At 60.4% G+C, this 19,679-nt stretch carries 18 protein-coding genes and 1 pseudogene; 7 read left to right on the top strand and 12 right to left on the bottom strand.

Features of this window, described 5'->3' with window-relative positions:
• Nucleotides 1-356 precede the first annotated feature (356 nt).
• From F3J19_RS22630 to F3J19_RS22610, 5 genes are all read left to right on the top strand, one after another.
• Complete coding sequence (locus F3J19_RS22630; protein ID WP_167046297.1) at nt 357-878, top strand: nuclear transport factor 2 family protein; 522 nt, start codon at nt 357-359, stop codon at nt 876-878.
• A 70-nt stretch (nt 879-948) separates the two neighbouring features.
• Nucleotides 949-1,395, top strand: a complete 447-nt coding sequence (gene aroQ, locus F3J19_RS22625) for a type II 3-dehydroquinate dehydratase (protein WP_167046294.1) — start codon at nt 949-951, stop codon at nt 1,393-1,395.
• 175 nt (nt 1,396-1,570) lie between these two features.
• Entirely contained in the window at nt 1,571-2,749 is a 1,179-nt protein-coding gene (locus F3J19_RS22620; RefSeq protein WP_205193149.1) for a porin, read from the top strand.
• Between the two features lie 63 nt (nt 2,750-2,812).
• Nucleotides 2,813-3,556 (top strand): SDR family NAD(P)-dependent oxidoreductase, encoded by a 744-nt coding sequence (locus F3J19_RS22615; RefSeq protein ID WP_167046291.1) that lies wholly within the window; start codon nt 2,813-2,815, stop codon nt 3,554-3,556.
• A gap of 335 nt (nt 3,557-3,891) precedes the next feature.
• Complete coding sequence (locus tag F3J19_RS22610) at nt 3,892-5,250, top strand: MFS transporter (RefSeq protein ID WP_167046288.1); 1,359 nt, start codon at nt 3,892-3,894, stop codon at nt 5,248-5,250.
• 575 nt (nt 5,251-5,825) lie between these two features.
• On the opposite strand, the pseudogene F3J19_RS22605 reads toward F3J19_RS22610, so the two are convergent.
• From F3J19_RS22605 to F3J19_RS22590, 4 genes and pseudogenes are all read right to left on the bottom strand, one after another.
• A pseudogene (locus tag F3J19_RS22605) lies at nt 5,826-6,314 on the bottom strand (TrbG/VirB9 family P-type conjugative transfer protein); the annotation flags it as partial.
• Entirely contained in the window at nt 6,248-7,582 is a 1,335-nt protein-coding gene (locus F3J19_RS22600; RefSeq protein WP_167046285.1) for a TrbI/VirB10 family protein, read from the bottom strand. The pseudogene F3J19_RS22605 and the gene F3J19_RS22600, both read right to left, overlap by 67 nt.
• Before the next feature lie 2 nt (nt 7,583-7,584).
• On the bottom strand, nt 7,585-8,613 hold the full coding sequence (locus F3J19_RS22595; protein WP_167046282.1) for a TrbG/VirB9 family P-type conjugative transfer protein: 1,029 nt from the start codon (nt 8,611-8,613) through the stop codon (nt 7,585-7,587).
• Nucleotides 8,610-9,356, bottom strand: coding sequence for a VirB8/TrbF family protein (locus F3J19_RS22590; RefSeq protein ID WP_167046279.1), 747 nt, complete (start codon nt 9,354-9,356; stop codon nt 8,610-8,612). The genes F3J19_RS22595 and F3J19_RS22590 overlap by 4 nt, the downstream gene beginning before the upstream one ends.
• 75 nt (nt 9,357-9,431) lie before the next feature.
• Here F3J19_RS22590 and F3J19_RS22585 point away from each other — a divergent pair, with 75 nt between their 5' ends.
• Nucleotides 9,432-9,701: a hypothetical protein gene (locus F3J19_RS22585; RefSeq protein ID WP_167046276.1), complete on the top strand. Its 270-nt coding sequence runs from the start codon at nt 9,432-9,434 to the stop codon at nt 9,699-9,701.
• Between the two features lie 2 nt (nt 9,702-9,703).
• On the opposite strand, the gene F3J19_RS22580 is transcribed toward F3J19_RS22585, so the two are convergent.
• From F3J19_RS22580 to F3J19_RS22545, 8 genes are all read right to left on the bottom strand, one after another.
• A complete protein-coding gene (locus F3J19_RS22580) occupies nt 9,704-10,732 on the bottom strand; it encodes a type IV secretion system protein (protein ID WP_167046274.1) in 1,029 nt (342 codons plus the stop codon).
• Nucleotides 10,733-10,763: 31 nt separating this feature from the next.
• Nucleotides 10,764-11,048 (bottom strand): hypothetical protein, encoded by a 285-nt coding sequence (locus F3J19_RS22575; protein WP_167046271.1) that lies wholly within the window; start codon nt 11,046-11,048, stop codon nt 10,764-10,766.
• Between the two features lie 11 nt (nt 11,049-11,059).
• On the bottom strand, nt 11,060-11,860 hold the full coding sequence (locus F3J19_RS22570) for a conjugal transfer protein TrbJ (protein ID WP_240159152.1): 801 nt from the start codon (nt 11,858-11,860) through the stop codon (nt 11,060-11,062).
• Nucleotides 11,853-14,537, bottom strand: coding sequence for a conjugal transfer protein TraC (locus F3J19_RS22565; RefSeq protein WP_167046364.1), 2,685 nt, complete (start codon nt 14,535-14,537; stop codon nt 11,853-11,855). The genes F3J19_RS22570 and F3J19_RS22565 overlap by 8 nt, the downstream gene beginning before the upstream one ends.
• A complete protein-coding gene (locus F3J19_RS22560; RefSeq protein ID WP_240159150.1) occupies nt 14,531-14,896 on the bottom strand; it encodes a VirB3 family type IV secretion system protein in 366 nt (121 codons plus the stop codon). Before F3J19_RS22560 ends, F3J19_RS22565 begins: the two co-directional genes overlap by 7 nt.
• 12 nt (nt 14,897-14,908) lie before the next feature.
• Entirely contained in the window at nt 14,909-15,256 is a 348-nt protein-coding gene (locus F3J19_RS22555; RefSeq protein ID WP_167046358.1) for a hypothetical protein, read from the bottom strand.
• A gap of 67 nt (nt 15,257-15,323) precedes the next feature.
• Entirely contained in the window at nt 15,324-16,373 is a 1,050-nt protein-coding gene (locus F3J19_RS22550) for an ATPase, T2SS/T4P/T4SS family (RefSeq protein WP_167046269.1), read from the bottom strand.
• On the bottom strand, nt 16,370-16,816 hold the full coding sequence (locus tag F3J19_RS22545; RefSeq protein ID WP_240159148.1) for a lytic transglycosylase domain-containing protein: 447 nt from the start codon (nt 16,814-16,816) through the stop codon (nt 16,370-16,372). The genes F3J19_RS22550 and F3J19_RS22545 overlap by 4 nt, the downstream gene beginning before the upstream one ends.
• Before the next feature lie 704 nt (nt 16,817-17,520).
• Between F3J19_RS22545 and mobH the strand changes: the two genes are divergently transcribed.
• The gene (mobH, locus tag F3J19_RS22540) at nt 17,521-19,674 is read left to right on the top strand and encodes a MobH family relaxase (RefSeq protein ID WP_167046266.1); all 2,154 of its coding nucleotides are present in this window, start codon (nt 17,521-17,523) and stop codon (nt 19,672-19,674) included.
• The last annotated feature ends 5 nt before the right edge of the window (nt 19,675-19,679 follow it).

The following is a 19,679-nucleotide window of genomic DNA, read 5'->3' as shown; positions in this document are numbered from 1 at the left end:
TCGCCCAACCCCTTACAGCATGCTATTACTGCTTTGGGATGAGATAAATCCACTTTGCGGAACAAGATTGATGAACTAGGTTCACATAAACACAAGAGAGATATGTGAACTAGATTCATTAATGTTGTTCCTCCGCCCCCCTTTTTTGTCCAAAGTAAAGGCAATACGATGGCAGCCATAAGAACGGAGACATCTGCCTATTTGGCGAGCTCGGATGCAACGGCACTTGCTGCCGTAATGAGTTCCGCGCAAACATCATCGCCGTGCGCGAGGGCGGGCTGTTCAACTGTCTTCGGCCGCTTATTCCGGTTCACTGACCCGGAAAACAGCAAGTGATCAGTAAAGGAGAGCCAATCGTGGATAGATACAAGCTGCAGCGTCTGCTTGACGTCGAGGAAATCAAGCGGCTCAAGGCGCGATATTGCCGGTACATCGATACCAAGCAGTTCGACGCACTGAAAACCCTCTTCGCGGACGACATCCGCTTCGACGGTTTCGGCTCCGCACCCAATGGTTCAGACGGCGCTACGTTTATCAAAGGCGTCACGGCCCGTCTGAAAGACGCGGTGACGTTTCACCATTGCCATATGCCCGACATTGTTTTTGTTGGTCCAGACCTCGCACGAGCGGTTTGGGCGATGGAAGACTACATGGAGTGGGACGAGCCCATCGGGTTGCCCGATGCACCTCAAGCTCGCGGCATACACGGCTTTGGGCACTACGAGGAGGAGTATTGCCGCGTCGATGGCATCTGGAAGATGCGTCATCTGCGCCTGCGTCGTCTTCGCGCGATCCCACTCCGGGCCGATCATCCCAAGCAAACGTCCCCTACATGGCCGACGGATGCTGATTGGCTACCAACGCCTGAAGAAGGCTGAATCCTGATTCATGCCGGATTCGATTCCGGCGGTCCCCGTACTCACTAACACACATATATAGGAGATAACCATGACCAAACCCATTTATATCGTGAATGGTCCCAACCTCAATCTGCTCGGTATCCGGGAGCCGCACCTCTACGGCCACACGACCCTCGCGCAGGTTGAGCAAAGATGCCTCGACGCGGCGCAGCGGCTTGGTCTGGAGATCGTCTTCAAACAGTCGAACGTCGAAGGTGAACTGATCAATATCATTCAAGAGGCGCGCACGGAAGCAGCGGGCATCGTGATCAATCCCGCTGCCTATTCGTTCACTTCGATTGCGATCCTTGATGCATTGAAGGCCTCCGATCTTCCCGTCGTCGAAGTCCACGTAACCAATATCCACAAGCGCGAGTCGATCTACCACAAGTCACTCGTTTCGCTTGCAGCGGTCGGGGTGATTTGTGGACTCGGTCCGCTAGGCTATGAAGTCGCGCTTGCATCGCTGGCCGAGCAGCTTGTATCAAACCGGTAGGTCCGAAGTCTCGCTTGGGATGATGGAGCAGATCAGCGCAAGGGACCATGGCAGTCCCCCTCAAATAATTTCCCTGTAGACAGTGCGCAGATCGCAAGGAGCGAAGCCTCCTGTGATAAGTAATTTTAATACATAGTAATACTAAATAAACTCATATCTATCAAAGGAGATCAGGATGAAAAAGACAATTATGGCGCTGGCAGTTCTTGGCATGATGGCAACGGAGGCTCACGCTCAATCCAGCGTCACCCTGTACGGGATCATCGATGAGGGCGTCCAGTTCCTGAACAACTCTGGCGGAACCACGGGCGGCAAGAAGGTGATGCTGGACTCGACGAGCGGCATTAACGGTAGCCGTTGGGGTTTCAAGGGCGCAGAGGATCTGGGCGGTGGCCTGCAGGCGATCTTCACGATGGAGTCGGGCATCAACATCAATAATGGTCAGTTCGCACAAGGTGGGACGGCGTTCGGACGTCAGATTTTCGTCGGTCTGAATAGTTCGAAGGCCGGTAGCGTGACGTTTGGTCGCCAGTACGATGCAATCCTGTACTTCCTGCAGCCCGTCACATCACAGGGTGCGCAAGCGGGCTCGACCCTGTTCATCCATCCCGCAGACCTCGACAATACGGGAAACTCGCTGCGTCTGAACAACTCTGTCCGGTATATGAGCCCGAACTTTGCGGGCCTGACCTTTGGCGGCACATATAGCGTGGGTGGTGTCGCAGGCAATACCACAGCGAACAGCGGCTATTCGGTTGGTGTTGCGTATTCCAACGGTCCGATCCTGCTTGGTGCCGCGTACGAATATTTCAAGAATCCAACGTCAGCGACAGCAGGATCAGGATTCTTTACCAGCAACGCGAATGGTGCCACGGTATTGGCATACACCCTGAACAAGGCATATGCGAGCGCGACTGCGTATCAGGTATTCGGCGGCGGCGCAGGATATACCATCGGCTCGCTCTCACTGACAACCTCTTACACGAACATCCAGTACGCCAACCTGAGTGGAGCCTTTGCTGGAGGGATGGCCAGATTCAGCAACGTCGATGCGGCGGCGAAATATGCTGTATCGCCTGATCTCTTCGTGATGGCAGCGTATGACTACCTCAAGGGGGCGTCCGTCACCCAGGCTAACGGACAATCCGTAGGCAATCAGCACTACAACCAGGTCAGCCTGATGACGGATTACTTCCTTTCGAAGCGTACAGATGTGTATCTTGAGGGTGCGTATCAACGAGCTTCCGGGACATCGTCGACCGGCGCAGGTGCAGTTGCCAACATCGGTAATCTAGGTGACTCGTCCAACAATCACCAGTTTGCCATTCGAGCCGCGTTGCGCCACAGATTCTAAATTGAATCAAGGTCGCGATCACACGAGCATCGCGATGTTTCACTATCACTTTGGATTCAGATCATGAACAAGCTAGACCTGCAGGATCGTGTTTGTGTCATCACCGGCGGCTCGGGCGGCATCGGGTTTGCGATTGCCGAGAGGTTTATCGCATCGGGGGCCAAGGTTGTTTTATGGGATGTCAACAGGGAGGCCGTGAAGGCTGCGGCCGAGAAGTTGCGCGCGTCATTCGCCTCTAAAGTGGACGTTACCGATCAAAAGAGTGTAGCCGCAGCTGCGGCCGAAGTTCATGCGAGGTTTAGGTCGATCGACGTTCTCATTAATGCAGCTGGCATCAACGGCTCGATCGGTCCGGTCGAGTCCTATTCGATCGACGACTGGCGTCGGGTCATTGACATCAACCTGACTGGTCTGTTCATTTGCTGTCGCGAAGTCGTGCCCTACCTTCGAAGCACCCGCCATGGTCGTATCGTCAATCTCTCCTCGATGGGTGGCAAGGACGGAAATCCCAATCAGGCAGCCTACGGCGCGTCAAAAGCTGGAGTGATTGCGTTGACGAAGTCTCTGGGCAAAGAACTCGCGGACACCGAGATCCGCGTCAATTGCGTGACCCCGGCTGCTATTGAATCGGACATGCTGCAGAAGATGACGCCAGAGCAGCGCGGGTTTGTGCTGGCAAAAATTCCACTGGGCCGTCCCGGACGCCCCGACGAAGTGGCATCGATGGTCGCCTGGTTGTCGACCGAAGAGTGCTCGTTTTCCACGGGTGCGGCATTTGATCTCTCGGGTGGCCGCGCCACATACTGAGCGACGCGGAACGGACGGGGAAACTAGTGCTACTGATCAGGCGTGTCTAGTAGCGGCGCACCGCTGACGCAGTGGTACAGCTTCGACGCGCCTTGCCATCGCATGATCGTGAGAACCGGATAAAGACATCTGGTTGGGCGCTTATCACCCTGTCTACCCGGCACTTTCGCTCATATCGTGACTGCAATTCACAAATGTTGTGCCGAAGCCCCCATTTATCCCTGCGATGAGCAGGAATAAAGTGGATCACAGTAGCAGCCGATGCCAAAAAATTTATAAGTTTGCGATTACACGCTCATCGGGAACAGATTTCATCCCAATCGGAGGAGACTTCAATGAATTTAATCACTGATCAAATATTGGTCGACCGAGCCGTATCTAAGTCGACAAAGCGGCTGATTCCGTTTCTGCTGCTGATGTACATCATGTCATTTCTTGATCGCGCGAACATTGGCTTTGTCAAACAGGCTTTGCAAGACTCCGTTGGACTTTCTGACGCATCGTTTGCATTTGGCGCCAGCATCTTCTTTATCGCGTACGTTGCTTTGGAGATTCCTAGCAACCTAGCTATGCATAAGGTAGGCGCTCGCGCCTGGATGTGCCGGATCATGGTAACGTGGGGAATCGTGTCTGCGCTAACGATGTTCGTCAAGGGACCAACCAGCTTCTACATCATCCGCATTCTTCTTGGCGCATGTGAGGCGGGCTTTTTCCCAGGTGTGGTCCTTTACCTGACTTACTGGTTTCCGGATCATCGTCGCGCCAAAGTAATGGGTCTTTTCTACTTCGGCGCGCCCCTCGCCTTTATCTTCGGCTCTCCGTTGTCTGGCCTGCTGCTCAAAATGGATGGCCTGGCGGGCTTGGCCGGATATCAGTGGATGTTCTTGCTCCAAGGTTTGGGCGCGACCGCCGTCGGCATCTGGGCCTACTTCTATCTGGATAATCGCCCAGATAACGCAAAATGGCTTTCTGATGAAGAAAAGCGCGCTATCAGCGCTGAGTTGAGCAAGGAGCAATCGGCCAAGCTTTCTCACGGTCCGGCTAGCATCACTGCTGCACTGGCCAATCCGACGATTCTCTATTTCGGCCTGATCTATTTTCTGATCCAGATGGGTGTGTCGATCGTCGTCTTTTATCTCCCTACGTTCATCGGAAAACTCTTGGGCACCGCGCCAGGACTGATCGTAGGATTGGTTGTCGCCATCCCGTGGACGTGTGCTCTTATCGCTACCTTCGTAGTACCGCGCCTTGCTGCCCAACGACGTCGACTCGCGCTCTTCGGTGCAGCAAGCATGATCGTCGCTTCTCTGGCCATGGTCGCTTCGACGGGGACATCACCGATTCTTACTGTTGTCGCAATGTGTCTTGCAGTCGCGGGCCTGTGGGCCGTTCAGCCGATCTTCTGGACGATGCTGACCAACTACGTCGGCGGGATCGCGTCGGTGCTCGGCATCGCTCTTGTAGGTACTATCGGGAACATCGGGAATTTTGTATCGCCCAATGTGAAGGCGTGGGCCGACATGAAGTTCGGATCGGGCGTCGGTGGATTGCTTGTCCTGAGCATAGTCGTCTTGGTCGGAGGAATCTTGATTGGGCTACTGCATCGATCGTCGCAATCAGCGGCAACATTTGAAGGAACCGGCCGTGCAGAAGGCGAGATGGACGGCACTCACAAGCGTGTTGGAAACGCATAAAAGAGCGACGATGATGCCCGTGAAGGCCGTGCTCCAAGTCGCCAGAATTTGCACACCGGACAGATCCAAGCGGCCTTTCCTTCAAAATGCATATGACCGTTATATGGTCGTAGGAGCCTATCAACTGCCCCACTGTGCCCAACACTTCAACGTCCGCAGTGGCCGAGTTCATAGCGTTGGGTAACAGCGCGGAATGACCTGTCCGCTCTAATAACGGCCATTGGTAATACGACGACTCGACTGGCAGAAAGGGGTCGATGAGACTCATTCATCGACAGCGATAGCCGCTATTCACCGGCGCCCGTTTGCGAATGACAGCAATGCGACCTGCGGCGGCCGTACTGCGTCTGATCTGCAACCGTCGGCAATGGTCAATATGTGGGTGCCAAGCCTCGGGCGGGTTTCGGAATGGACCAGCCGTTTGGGTGAGCGTTACCTGGCTCGGGTGAGCGACGGAAAGTGGCTGGCAGGCGCCGTTTGTTAGCTGTTTGCTACTCGCAGTGATTGTTACGCTGCGCAAACAGAAATTAGCTGCGGCATCCGATTACGTTGTCGAAAAACGCACATGCCGAAAGCTATCGTGCAGTTGAACGAGGAGGCGGAGTCTGCGTAGGGGAAGCATCGCCGAAATGGGCGATATGCGGCGGCCCGTGCGGCGCGACGCGTACCGCGCGGGCTTCCTCGTTGTCAGCGCGAAACACCAGTGCCGGTTCCATCTGGTTGACGATCACGTAAGGTGGATCGGGATGCCAGTGCAGCAGTACAAGACCTGCAGGCGTGTCCGCAAAAACGGCGGGTATGTGTTGGGGATCGTCAAACTGCAAATAGATTCGTTGTCCGTCGTCGAATACCTGGTATGGCCGGGCTTCGGCAGCACCGCTCAAATGCCACTCAAAGTCGTAGACCGGTCCCGATATGGGGGACGGCCCGGCACAAGCCAACTGAAGCATGCAGCCAGCAAGCAGCGCGGCCGCAGAAAGCACGGTGGTGGGATGTTTCATCGTTTGCACCTCCCGTCGGTGATGTTGGGTGGCAGCATCATGTCGCGCTGCGTGATGAATGTGATGCGCTGACCCGGTTCCAGCCTCAGCGTCGGCTGGATGTTCATATTGCGTTGAAGGATAGTCTGTGTGGTCTGGGACAGCGACTGCGCGGCCGCCCCGGACACATCGGTCGACATACCGCCATTGACATTGATGGTCGTGCCGCCTGGCTGGCTCTGGTTGTGGCCAATCCAGGCGGCGACGCCCGCGATCAGGAATGTCGATCCGAAGATTTTGAAGAAGTGGTTGTTGACGGCGGCGGTGACGCCAGCTTCGCCATCGGGGTCGTTGCCGGTCAACCCATCCAGACGCATCGTTGCGTGCCGGAAAATCATCCGTGTCGCGGCCATCAGCATCAAATCCTGGCCAATCGCCACGTCATTATTCGTACGGCCCAGAATCCGCGTGCCCTTCGGGATCAGCCTGCAGCTCCCGTCGATGCTGTCGTAGATGTCCCGATCGATCATCGCGCGGAAGGTGCCGGGCATATCGCTCTTCACGCCCTGCAGGATCACGGTGGGTATCGGCGTACCACCCATCACCATGTAGGGCGAGCTGATGGGAACCGGAATCAATGGCCTCGCGTCGTCGGGTTCTTCTCCCTGGTGCCTGATCCAGTCCACGTTGTGCCGATCGGTGGCGCTGGACACGCTGCCTGGTGACGAACCTGAGGTGATTGAGCCCGACGTGCGATCCGATGGGGAACTGGCTGGTGCGGCCTGGCTGCTGGAGCGTTGTGTCAGGCTATTTGCGATGTGCTCGAGCGGAAGACCATTCCCGTCGGCCGTGCTGGCTGTGCCGCTGGAAGTATCCTCGTAGGCGACAAGTGACTGGCTCTGCATGGCTTCGATCTGCCGTTGCTGTGCAAGACGATCGGCGTCGCTTATGGCGGACGACTGGCCGGCAGTCCGGTAGTTTCGGGGGAGTGGTCCGGTATCGTCTCCGGGCGCGCCTTTCGGGATGTCATCAAGCGGCGTGCCGCCGAGCGGGGCGCTCGCGCCCGACGCCGCATTACTCGCGCGTGCCAGCGCCAGGGTATGCTGATCTGCGAGGCGTTTTCGGATCGCGTCAGGTGAAGCCTTTGGCTGACGCGCGTCCGCTTCGATCTGCTCACGCTCGCGCCGTTCAGCAGCTGTCTCGTGCGGGTGAGACAGCGCGTGGACAAGAACGATTGCAAGCAGCGCCGAGCATAGGGCAATGACCAGTGTTTTCGCGAGATTGCGCCGGACGCGTGTCAACCTGACAGGTTCGGGCGTCAGCGGAGCATTGCTGTTTTCCGGGGCAGGCATGGTTAGGGCTTTCCGTAAATGTTCTTCACGTGAGCCGCGTCACAACCAAACAGCCCACAGCCGTGACCGCGGCCGTTGAAGACCCGCACTTCCTCCTTGCCACGTTTCAGTAGCAGGCCGTATGTCGCGATCTGCTGCACCTCGAAGAAGTCGTTACCGAGCGGAATGAAGCTCGCGATCTCAGCCTGTCCCTTGTCGTCCATCAACAGGATGGCCGGCAGCTCGGCGTGTTGAGGAAACTGCAGGTAGGTGAACCGTCCATCATCGAAGACCGTCACAGGTGCAAAGGGCTCATTGCCCTCGATGCGATAGTCGAAGTTCGCCTGATCGAGCGTGATGCGCGGGCCGGCAGGGTGCATGTCACCCGATGCAGACAATTTCGTTTGTGTACTTCCGTCCGGTTGTCCGGTCGTGTTTGCTGCTGGAGCGTTGCCCGGATATTCGATACCGAAAGGCGAGACCTGTCCCGCCGTCACCTGTGCGTCGGTATCCAGGTAGTGCCAGGAGACGCGTTGATAAGCTGATTCATTGTCCGATGAGCGCAGGTCCAGCTCGTAGCGTCGGCGTGTCGTGATGATCGTGGCCGCATTGTCGAGCGCTGGCAGGCGCGCCTCGATGAACACATCGCGCTTCGTGAGCGCGGTATGTTCGAGCCATCGTTTGCCGGTATCGGACAGGTAGACGCCAACAACTTCTTCGTCTGGCCCGAAGACCAGGTGGGTCTCCTCGTTCGTGCGTACGAGTACCGGATACCGATAGTCCGGGTCATAGTCATAGACGACGAGCGACGAATCGTCGGGCGCCGGGTATGGGCCATTGATGTGGGTGCGGGATGTGGACGAGTGTTGGGCTCGTGGATGTCGCGGCGCGCGCCGCGCATCTGCGGATGACTGTGGCGGGATGGCGGTCACCATACTGGCGGGGAGTGGAGCGGTGGGGACGGGCGCAGACGTCGCGACCTGTGCCCCGGCTGTCCCTATGCATGTGGCAAACAGCGCGGCAATGCACGCGGCGGGGATGAGGGGCTTCATTGTGTTGCTCCCGGATTGACGCCTGCATAGGGCGTGAGGCTGAAGTGGGTGATGCGCAGCCCGATCGGGTTGTCCTTCTCTTCACCGGGTTTCAGCGTTTCGGGTGCGAGCAGGAAACTGGCCGTGAGCAGCATCTGTTTCGGTCGGGACGGTTTGCCGTTCACGCTCTCGATCAGCGTGAAGATCAGATAGGCCACCTGGCCGTCCGGCGAGAACGACGTCGAGTTCTCGACGAATTCGCGAGTGAGACCGAGTGTCTGCACGACGCGCTGTGCGACCGGGTCGGTTACGGTGATGTAGGTTTCGAGTTCCTGTGTGGCGGCACCCGACGTCCAGCCGAAGGCTGCCGGTATCTGGCGCGTGAGGGTGTCCTGGCTGTCGGCCTCGATCGTGAACGCGCGTGAGGCCCACTTCACGAGGAAATAGCGTTTGTTCGCCGCAGTGACCGAGTAGGTTTCCGCGTAACGGTCGGAAACCCACACCGCGCCGCTTTTTTCGTCGTGTTCAACAAAATAGGGGCGGGGGCCGCTATGTGCACCCTGCACGATCAGTGCGGCGCATTCGCCAGCGGCAATCAGCGCGAATGCCGCAGCCACCTTGACCGTGAGACGCTTTTCCCAGATGGGGCGCTGGAATGCCGCAAACCAGGCTGAGACAGCCTCTCCGGTGTTGGGTGGAGGTGCAAGATCAGCGCCTGATATTTCAGTGCCGGAAGAACTTCGAGCGGGCAGGTGTTTGCGCATGACCTAACCCCTCCGGCAAGGGCACGCCCGCGGTGCTACACTGGGATCCAGTTCATCTGCTGCGAGGGTGCAGCCATGGCAAAGCTCAAGATTATCCTGCTCTATTTCGTGGTGCCGATCCTGCTGTTCGCCGCGTTTATCCTGTATCAGGTCGGCGCGCAGCATTTCAGTGTGGCGATGATGCTGGCAGGCGCAGTCGTATTCATCGCCTGGTCGTGGATCAGGACCACACCGAAGGAGAGAGAGGAGTCCCTGCGTGCGGACATGGATAGGCAGCGGCGCCTGGACGATGAGCGGACTGCTTACTACGTCATTCAAGAGAGTTCGAAACATCAGCATCATTGAATTCACCTCAATGGCTTGGGTGTGATGTTTCGGCCAATTGAGCCTTTGCCGAACCCAGCTGACCCGCCGCCGCCACTGCCAGATACAAGAGCGCGTGCAATATCCGTCACCTGCCACATCATGAAAGCGCCCACACCGCAGACCAGCGCGAGCGCCAGCATCGCGAGGTAGTTCGTCGCGTAATAGGCATCGCTGTTCGTGCCGTTCTGCGCAGCGGCCTGCTGCACGAGGCTCTCGATTCCAGGCAGTACGCCACCATTGACGATGGCCATCATCAGCCACGCAACGACCTTGAAAAGTCCCGCTGAAATCGTGAAGCGCAGCCATCCGTTGAACAGGAATTCGCCAGCGGGCAGAACATACCAGGGGATGAGCACCGGCCCAAGGCAGAAGGCGATGTCGAGCAGGAACGAGCCGAACTGCACGACTACCACGAAGATCATCGTCATCAATGCGATCGCGATGACTGCGAGCGCCTTCGCCAGAAACGCGAGCAGGATCAGCGGCAGATTTTTGACCAGTGTCCAGATGGAGTTCAGGCCTGCGGAATTCGCTCCGGCGTCGTTTGTGGTTCCACACACCTGATGGTCAGTGTTCGGGATCACGACTCCGTCAGGCGAGATGTCCGGCACCTGTTCGCATACCTGGGCGGCTTCGGTGCGTACGCCCTGCATGATGGTCGACGCGGCATTGACGAGCGCGCGCAGCAGATCGCCTGGGTTGCCCTCGCCACCGGAAACGCGTGACGCCATAGTCTGCATGTTGTCGACGAAATAGCCGTGTACTGTGCCCGACCACGCCGTGAGCATGACGAGGATTACCGCGCACCGGATCAGATGCCGGAACATGTTCGCGAAGAAGCCGGGGAAGTCGCCTTCGAGCAGCCACAGAAACACATGCCACGTCGCCATGACGAGACCGAGTGCAGCGAGCAGATCCACACCGTCAGACAGGAAGAGTGTCTGCAGGCTCGAGCCTTTCGCCTGCATCGCAGCGAAGAGCGCATTGAGCACGGAGATGACGTCGTTCATGAGCGTGGGCTGATCGTGGTTGAGCGGCGTGCTATCGCAGGGCGCCGCTGAGCCGCAGTAACGCGAGCAGCAGGGCGAGCGGCAGTGCGATCCAGGCCGCTGCAAAAACCTGCGGACTTTCGACGTGCACGACCAGCAGGCCGACGAGCAGCGACAGACGCACGCTGCGGGTGATGCGTCGGTCGAACGACCAGTGCGGGTCACGCTCCCCGAACGGCACCAGGATGCGCAGTCGGTACTGGTGAAGCGCGTGCAGCACCACACGCAGCTCGGCAGGTGTCGTACAGAGATGGCGGATCAGCCAGCGCAGCAGCATTGCTTGTGCCCCTATTGGTCCTGTAGCAGATCGAAGTTGGGTGCCCCCTGCGTTGTCTGCTGCTCCTGCTGGTTGGCCTGTCCGAGCGCTGCGGCACGCGCCGCGGCAAGCTGCGCGGCATTGCCCTGAGCTTGCGACTGCGTGATACGGTCCTGCATCTGCTGTGCGACCTGGCGCTGCACGAGTGCATGCAGGTCGACCATTTCACCGGCTAATACATTCGACTGCTGGTTCAGCATCTGCAGCCCCTGTACGGTGCCCGTCACACCGGGAATCTGTGACTGGATCTGCTGCAGGTTCTGCGCACGCTGCGCGAGCGTGTCCAGGTTCTGCGTGTCCTGCGTGAGTTGCTGCTGGTAGAGACCGCCGCGGGTCGAAGCCAGCGACGTGTAGGCCGACAGCCACTGTGCGGGTGACATGCCTGTCGTGTTCATCTCCGAGAGGCTCCGGTCAAAGAGCCCGTTCGTTGCACTGGCTGCCTGCTGCAGTTGCGTGATGGCGGTCGAGAGCGACTGGAAGTTCGCGATCTGCGTGCGGTACGGGGCGATGGTCTGGTCGATCAGTGAGGTGGGAACCTGCTTCAGGTTCTGGACCATCGTGACGTACTGTTGCAGGCGGGTGATCTGCGCCTGGACGTTCTGCTCGACCATCTGCGCCTGCTGGGCGACCGACGACGCCAGCTCGGCATGGTTCAGCAACTGGGTGATTTCGGTGGCGCCGCCGGTCAGGCCGCCGCCGGCGTGAACGGTGGTGGCATGCAGAACTAGGGCGAGGGTAGTTAAGGCGACGATGCGAAGAGTGGGCTTACGCATGATGGACGTCCTGTTCCAATGCTGAAGCTACACCCGTGCAGGCCTCGCCCATCGCTTCATCAATGTAGCGGTCTTTCCAGTCGGGCTGACCGGAGTGCAGGTACCGGTCGAACATGAGCTGCGCGCTCATCTCCGAGCGCAGGATGGCGATCGACGCGGGATCGAGCGGAATGGAGACGCGCCGCGATGCACCACCCTGTTCGGTGATGAAGTAGTCACGTTTCGCGACGAGCTGCTGGATCGTGCGGATCTGGCCGTCGGACAGGCCGAAGTCGCGCTGATAGGCAGTTTTCGCGGATGGTGTGAAGTTCTCGACCGGTACGAAGACGCGCACGAGTACGTTGTCACGGATCTGTGGCCAGATTTTCGAGGTCGAGACCTGCTCGGGAGATTGCGCATCCATCCACACGCAACCCAGCTTCTTGCGCATCGTGACAATCCAGTTGCCGATCTGCGCAGCGAACGCATCGTCGTCCAGCAGGTTCCAGATCTCGGGTAGCATCACGAGCGTGGGTCCGATGACGCCCTGTGCCCGCCGCTGCTCCAGCGAATCCTGGATGCGGTACGTCACATACGACAGGAACGGTCGGGCGATCACGGGATTCGCGAGAATCCGGTCGGTGGCCATCGACACCCACTGCGTGTCGTCGAAGCTGTCGCTGACGTTGTCAAAGTAGTGGGCGTGAACGGATGAGCCGACCCACAGGGCCAGTTCATCAGCGAGCGGGCCGGCAGGCAGTGATGCGTGGACCGTGCGCAGCCGCCACAGTCGCCTGTCGGTGCGGCTGCGTGTGGCAGCGAGTGCCTTCTCCAGTTCGCGGCGGTCGCTGGCCGTGACCCGATACGTGCCGCGTTGCTGCACGAGCATCGCGATCCATTCGACGAGGAATTCCCGGTGCCGGAGGGCCGCGAGCAGCGCGAGAGGGTTAATCTTTGCACGTTCCTCATCGGAAGCCCCGGCGGCATCATGATCGAACTGCAGATAGCGCCCGCCCTGAAGGATCGTCGGGATTCGCATCGACAGGTCCTTGTCGAACCCGTACAGCCACGCGTTCGGATACTTGCGGAACAGCGTCGCGCATAGCAGCATGAAGATTGTCTTGCCGAACCCGGTACGTCCGCACACCAGCATGTGCCCGACGTCGGCGAGGAACGCGGTGAACCAGTAGGGCGTGCCGAACTCGGTCGGAAATGCGGCAAGCGCCGGGCAGAGCGTACCGGTTTCCTTTGTCAGGTGCGCGTTGATGCGATGGCCGTCCGAGACGCCGCGCAGCGGCAGCAGTCGCGCGAGCGCTGCCGTGTCGATGAACGACCACCGCGCGCATTCGCGCCACATGCCGGGGATGCTGGTCGCGAAGGCGGAAAAGGCATGGAGGGTCTCGCGTACCGGCGTGAAATGCGCCGCGCGCAGCGCTTCCTCGACGGCCCGGTGCGTCGTGACAGCCTGTGTCCACGCCGCTTCGACTGACGTGTCATCATCGAACGGCGTAGTCTCGAAAACCGGCGAGAAGGAAAGTACCGACAGGTTGTAATACCCATACATTTCCTCGGCCATCTCGACCTTGCCGGCGCGCCGGTTGGCGTCGTCCGCCGCAGCAGAGCGGGACTGGTTCTGGCGCGCACCGGATGTGTCGCCGCCGCGTAGCGTGGCCGCCAGCAGCGAACGTGTGTCGAGCCGCCGCCCTTCGTGATAGCGACGCACGCCGTCGATGAAGCGCATCGCGGCGGTCGGTGTGGTGAGGCGGAAGCAGTGGCTGACCGTCAGCTCGCCCGGCACTTTCAGCAGGCCGTCGAGACCCGTAGGCAGCACGCTGTCCGGCCAGAAGTCGCGGCGCGCCGGAATCCCTGTGGCGATCGCAAATCGCTGGCGACCGTGGGAGTAGAAGTGCAGATAGTCGTGGCCCGGTCGGACCTCGGTGTCGCACATCGCGAGGTCCAGTGCGGGAATGTCTGGTATCGGCACGGCCGGCACGTGATCGCTGGGCGGCGAGCAGCAGGCGTGCATGAACGCACCCAGCGCGTCGCCCCGAAGTCGGTGGCAGGCAAGTCGTGGATTGCCCGCGACGAAGCCGAACAGGATATTCTCGAAGGTCTCGACGACGGCGGCCAGCTCCGATGCCGTATAGGCGAACAGGTACTGGTCGGAGAACGTGCCGCGCACCGCCTGCATCAGAGCCTGCACAATCGACAGCCGGTTATGCGTCATGCCATGCGTGACCTTGCCCGCAAACCGGTCGATGCCGACCTCGGGAGCCAGCGTGAACGTGACGAAGTGGCGGTTCGTATAGTTCGCGCCATGCTCGAACGTATCGCGTCGTGCATCGTCGACGCGTTGCGAAACCGGGTCCGGCATTGGCACGCTCAGGTACCGGGCACTGCGACGGCGGTGCACCGTCCACCACATCGTCACGGGGCGGCGCGCAATGTCGCGCAGTGATGCGATCAGGTTCTCCATCAGTTCGAGCACGTGACCGGTTGACAGTGCATCGGCGTCCGGTCCCGAGAACTCCCAGGTTGCCATGACGGATGTATCCTTGTTGACGATCAGCGAATCACTGAAGCGAAAGAGCCACGGCACCATTTCGGCGGTGGAACGACGGTCACCATCGGTGCGCTGCGCGATGCGCGCAAGCGATTCCGTGTCAAATGGCGAATGCGTGATAGCAGGCTTCAGCACGGCATCCCCCGGGCGAAGCCCCTGGGACGGGCATTGATCTTCTGGCGCAGCAGCTGGCGGGGCTCGTAGTAGTCGCCCTGACGGCTGTATTTCGCATAGCAGCGGATCTGGTCCGGGTCGCGCCGCACGGCGAGCCAGAGCACGGGATGCGTGACCAGCGCGGCGAGCAGCACCCAGCCATTGCGTAGGCCCGCGGCGAACGTGATGACGATAGCGCCTTGCGCGATACACCATTTGCGGTCGATACCGAGCAGCAGGAACGGTTCGAGCATGGTCTTGCGGATGCGTGCGGCAAGCGGATCTGGCGGATCAACGGGCTCACCGGATGCATCACGGCTATCGGAACGGAGTGATTCCATGCGGGTCTTCCGTCAGATACTGCCGGTGCACGCGGCACCGTGGTTGAACACCTGCGCCCAGAGCAGCGGCATGTTGAGGACCGCCAGCGTGCCGAGTACACCGCGCAGCACATGCGTCTTGATGTTGCTGCGCCCGTCATCGAGCAACCACAACACGATCGACCCAACCAGCGCCGAAAGCGACACGACTTCCAGAAGCTCGTTGTCGAGCACGTCCTGATACACGGTGCACAGCCCGCCGTTCCAGATGCCGGCGTGCGCAATGGCCGGGAGTGTGCCGAGCCAGACGGCAGCGAAGAACAGGCGCAACACGCGGTGATGGCGAACGGCAAGGGTTCGCCACGCAGTGCGCAGATCCATGCAGTGGTGATGGAGTGCAGTGATGACGCGGCCAGTGATGCGGGCGACGCGACCGTATTGATCTCGTTCATGCATGGACCAGCTCCTCGTGGGAGGCATAGCGGGAGAAGAGGCACCGGGTCTGGTAGCGTCCGTTCGGCGCGCCGAGCACTTCGCGGATTTCGACCGGACCGCGCACCGCACCCTGACGCTCGGCGTGGACGAAGAACCGGAACGTGGAGGCGATCTTCTGGCGCAGGTCGTCGATCGACAGGAGCCGCCCTTCGTCGCTCATGCGGATGAGCGACTCCAGCCGGGCAGGCGCCGTGTCAGAAGAGTCGGCATGGAACGAGACGATGGAACCGGGATGCCCGGTGTTCAGCGCTTCCATCAGGTCGAAGGCTTCGGCGCCACGGACCTCGCCAACGATGATCCGGTCCGGACGCACACGTAGCGAGAAACGCACGAGGTCGCGGACCGTGATGCCGAGATTCGTCTCGAAGGCGACGTAATTGGGTGCGTGCACCTGCAGTTCGGCCGTATCCTCGATCGTGATGACGCGATCTTCCGGCGGCATCGCGTCGATCATGGCGTTGAGCAGCGTGGTCTTACCCGATGAGGTGCCACCTGAAAATGCAACGTTGATGCGCTCGCGCATGACCCATTCGAAGAACTCGCGCAGCGCGTCGCCGCCCGAAGCCAGTCGTTCCAGCAGCGCAGTATTGCGGCGTCGCGCAGCCGGTGACTGCGTACCGGAGAGCACGTCGAATGCGCCGCTGCGCTCGTAGTCAGCGAGTTCAATCCGGCGGCGCGTGTGCTTGCGGATCGACATCATGTCGCCGTGGACGGCAACGGGATGCCGGGCGGCTGCGATCCGTAGGCCCGGTAGCCGGGCATCCAGCAACGGCGTCTGCTCCTTCGCATTGACGTTGGCGAGGATCGTGATGGCGCGGTCCAGTGCGTCCGGATCGAGGTCACAACCGGCGACGTACGCCAGGTTTCCGTTACGCTCGACAAAGACTGCGTCGGCGCGGTTGACCATGATCTCCTGTACCTCGGGATCGGCGAGCATCGGCTGTAGCGGACCGAGATAGTCGTTCAGCACCTCAATCGCGTATTCGTACGTCAGCCGGCTCATTGATTGCCTTCCCATGTGAGCGGCCGGAGCAGCTTCGCGATCAGTCCTGGCTGCTGTGTCGTACGAGGCGCGGCCGGCATGGACGATAGGGGCGGGGTCATGTTGAGTGTGCGATAGACACGGCGCGCGTAAGCCATGCGCTTCCCACGCGTTCCTGCGTTGTAGGCCCCGACAGCATCCCAGTTCAGGCCGAGGCGATGGAGGTTCTGCGACAGGATCCATGCACCCACATAGGCATTGGTACAGCGGTCATGGAGGTCCGAGCGTGAGATGCCAAAGCGCGAGAGCGTCGTGAGCCACCGGCTGTTGATCTGCATCAGACCGATATCGGTACTGCCGTCGGTGTTCAGATGGACGACGTTTGCATGCTGTCCGGATTCGACGGTGGCGATCGCGTGGACGAGCCGCACGCTCACGTGATGAAAGCGCGCGGCGTCGTCCATGCAGTCGGCACGGCAATTGAAGGCCAGCCCGCACATCACTGCACCAGTCAGAACGATCCCTGCACGCGTCACCCTGGACCTCATTCATTCGCATGTCGCGGCTGCGCCAGCCACCGGAAAAAGAGCCTGCCAGGCGCGGGGAGCATCCCGGCAGGCCAACAGCGCGCGTCGGCCCTGGGGGAGCGGACCGACGGGTTCACTGTAGACAGGGACGGTTCGCCGATGGGGTGAATCCCTGTCCGGGTGCGCGGGCAGCACAGCAGTTTTTTTGCGAACAGCCCGGCAGTCCGATCATTTCCATGTGAACCGTCCAGTGAAATGCAGAAGGGTCTGGAGAAGGCTGCAAAGGCAAGGGAAGTAAAAGACTATGAAAAGGAAAGGGCCCTATCCAAAGGCCGCGGGTGAAGCTTGGGATGAGACGCTTCACCCGCTGAAAGGCGCAAAGAGCGAAGGGAGAAAAAGGGTGCTGCGACAAAGGGGAAAAACGCCGCGGCGCACGCCGCACAAGGCCAGGAAAGGACTGCCTGGCTGACCGTAATCTCCAGTATCCGCACGTGCGACATGACTGCATGCGACGACCGCTTGCCATGCAGTCATTCCGGACCGTGAGTGAGGGCGGCTGCGTACTGTGGGGACATGAAGCGAGGCGTTGCGCAGTCCGCTCGACCGGATTTCCCGATTTTCCATTACCACGGCAACCCTGCATGGCACCCAGTACTGCTCTGACCTGGCTGGGACTTTCTTCCGCGGCGTCTACGAGGCTGTCCCAGCCAGCGTCACCCTCTGCATCTGTTGCCGTTCGGACATCGCGGCAGCGGCCTCCGTCGGCCCAGCATCTGCCGGTACTCGGTTCCAGCGAGCTCCTTGTGCGAACTGGCATGCAGGGCACAGTCCGTCATATTGGAAGCAGCCTGGGCCTGTCGGTTGATAGCGAGCGCCGGGACGTCGAGCCGCTGATCCAGCGGCTCACCGAATTCGTCCAGTTACTGCCTGCATCGGAGTCGCATCACCATGCACAGCCGGGCGGCCTGCTGATCCATCTGCTTGAGGTGGCACGGTATTCGTTGCATTTCCGCGAGGGCTACCGCCTGCCGCTCGGCGCGAGTCCCGAGGACCAGATGCAGCATGGTGCGCGTTGCAGTTATGCCGTGCTGGTGGCAGCGTTGCTGCACGACATCGGCAAACCCCTGGCAGACCTGAAAGTTGAAATTGTGAGCGGTACGTCAGCTCGGCCATGGGTGCCGCTGGCGGGCAGCATGAACGGACAGGGCGGTGAGTGGTACCGGGTGGATTTTCCGGAACCTGCACAGCGCGACTATGGCGCGCACGCGCGGTTGCCTATCGTACTGCTCCAGCGCCTGGTTCCATCCGCATCGCTCGGCTGGCTTGCGCAGTATCCGCCGGTCATCGATGAGCTTGCCGCGTACCTCTCCGGCGACGCCGGCGCAAAGGACGGGGCGCTCGCGAAGATTGTGGGTGAGGCGGACCGGCGCTCGGTTGCACAGAACCTGCTCGCAGGGCCACGCACCCGGTTTGCGACGGCCCGGACGGTTCCGCTGATCGAGCGGTTGATGGGTGGGCTGCGCCGCCTGCTCGCCGAAGGCGAGCTGCCAATGAACCGTGCGGGCGCCACCGGATACTGCGATGGCGAATCCCTGTGGTGTGTGGCGAAGACGCTCGCCGAGGCCGTGCGGGCGTGGCTGGCACGAAACGAACAGCAGCAACCCGGCGCCGCCGGTATCCCGTCCGATAACAACCGGCTGTTCGACACGTGGCAGGAATATGGGGCACTGATCCCGGCGCCGGAAGGCGGTGCGATCTGGACCGTCAAGATCATGGTTGGGACCTGGAAGCAGACCTTTACGGTCCTGCGCTTTCCGTTCGACAGGCTGTACGCTGACCCGCGCCAGTATCCTCGTTCACTCCCACCTGGCGCAGTGCAGGTGGTCGAGGTCGTCGAGGCTGGAATGGACGCGGCGTCGCCGCCGGTCGGGGATGCGTCACCGGCGCCGCCTGGCAATACGGTAGACGTCCAGTCCGCTTCGCCGGACGCGGACGAGCCGGATCAACCCGGACCCGCTGAGGCAACGGCTGTTCATGGGGGCGCGCCCACGGCGGGAACCGACGCAGCGTTGTCCATGTTGCTCGTGATGCCTGATCTGACTGGCGCAGCAGTCCATAGGCCCATACCGGTGTCAACGGCAACTGTCCCGCAGCCAGCTTCTCGCCGCGACGCGCCGGCTTTTCTGCCTGACGTCGAGAGTGCATCGACATTGCAGGCCGAAGCAGTTCGCGACGGGAAGGCGCATACGGCAGACCGACCTGTGCCCGACCAGGTCGCCTCACCGATGCGCCCGAAGCAGAAAGCGAAGGCGCCGGCACGGTCCGTGGTTGCACGCGAGGGCGGCCGGAAACCGCGACCGAATGCCGAGCGTTTCATGGCCTGGGTCCAGGAAGGGATTGCAACCGGCACTCTGCCGTACAACGAATCGATGGCGCGGGTGCACTTCGTGCCGGAGGGCATGCTGCTCGTGACACCCGCAGTCTTCCGGGACTTCGCGCAGGCGCATCCGGAAGCGATCGAACAGACACCGGCTGAGGACGGCAGAACGCCCGAGCCATGGAAGCAGGTGCAGCGCGATTTTCAGAAGTCGGGCTATCCGGTGGCGGCAGATTCGGGCAGCGCCGCGCGCTCCTACCTGCTCCATTACACAATCAAGGGTGCCGGCGGACGGCAACTGTCCGTGATGCTCGTGCCCGAGCCCGAGCGGTTCTTCAATCCCGTTCCGTCGCCGAACGCGATGATCCAGTCGAAGCAGAAGCCGGCGCAAGACGCCGACGGTCTGCCGCAGCCGTAAGCGTC

The sequence above is a fragment of the Burkholderia sp. Ax-1724 genome, from assembly GCF_011752995.1.
GTDB lineage: Bacteria > Pseudomonadota > Gammaproteobacteria > Burkholderiales > Burkholderiaceae > Paraburkholderia.
The sequence above is the reverse complement of the archived record's forward strand: the minus strand, read 5'-3'. Positions and strand labels throughout refer to the sequence as shown.

Coding starts and splice junctions, on each gene's coding strand:
- aroQ (WP_167046294.1), top strand. CDS start 949: ATGACCAAACCCATTTATATCGTGAATGGTCCCAACCTCAATCTGCTC.
- F3J19_RS22620 (WP_205193149.1), top strand. CDS start 1,571: ATGAAAAAGACAATTATGGCGCTGGCAGTTCTTGGCATGATGGCAACG.
- F3J19_RS22615 (WP_167046291.1), top strand. CDS start 2,813: ATGAACAAGCTAGACCTGCAGGATCGTGTTTGTGTCATCACCGGCGGC.
- F3J19_RS22610 (WP_167046288.1), top strand. CDS start 3,892: ATGAATTTAATCACTGATCAAATATTGGTCGACCGAGCCGTATCTAAG.
- F3J19_RS22600 (WP_167046285.1), bottom strand. CDS start 7,582: ATGCCTGCCCCGGAAAACAGCAATGCTCCGCTGACGCCCGAACCTGTC.
- F3J19_RS22595 (WP_167046282.1), bottom strand. CDS start 8,613: ATGAAGCCCCTCATCCCCGCCGCGTGCATTGCCGCGCTGTTTGCCACA.
- F3J19_RS22590 (WP_167046279.1), bottom strand. CDS start 9,356: ATGCGCAAACACCTGCCCGCTCGAAGTTCTTCCGGCACTGAAATATCA.
- F3J19_RS22585 (WP_167046276.1), top strand. CDS start 9,432: ATGGCAAAGCTCAAGATTATCCTGCTCTATTTCGTGGTGCCGATCCTG.
- F3J19_RS22580 (WP_167046274.1), bottom strand. CDS start 10,732: ATGAACGACGTCATCTCCGTGCTCAATGCGCTCTTCGCTGCGATGCAG.
- F3J19_RS22575 (WP_167046271.1), bottom strand. CDS start 11,048: ATGCTGCTGCGCTGGCTGATCCGCCATCTCTGTACGACACCTGCCGAG.
- F3J19_RS22570 (WP_240159152.1), bottom strand. CDS start 11,860: ATGCGTAAGCCCACTCTTCGCATCGTCGCCTTAACTACCCTCGCCCTA.
- F3J19_RS22560 (WP_240159150.1), bottom strand. CDS start 14,896: ATGGAATCACTCCGTTCCGATAGCCGTGATGCATCCGGTGAGCCCGTT.
- F3J19_RS22555 (WP_167046358.1), bottom strand. CDS start 15,256: ATGGATCTGCGCACTGCGTGGCGAACCCTTGCCGTTCGCCATCACCGC.
- F3J19_RS22550 (WP_167046269.1), bottom strand. CDS start 16,373: ATGAGCCGGCTGACGTACGAATACGCGATTGAGGTGCTGAACGACTAT.
- F3J19_RS22545 (WP_240159148.1), bottom strand. CDS start 16,816: ATGGACGACGCCGCGCGCTTTCATCACGTGAGCGTGCGGCTCGTCCAC.
- mobH (WP_167046266.1), top strand. CDS start 17,521: ATGGCACCCAGTACTGCTCTGACCTGGCTGGGACTTTCTTCCGCGGCG.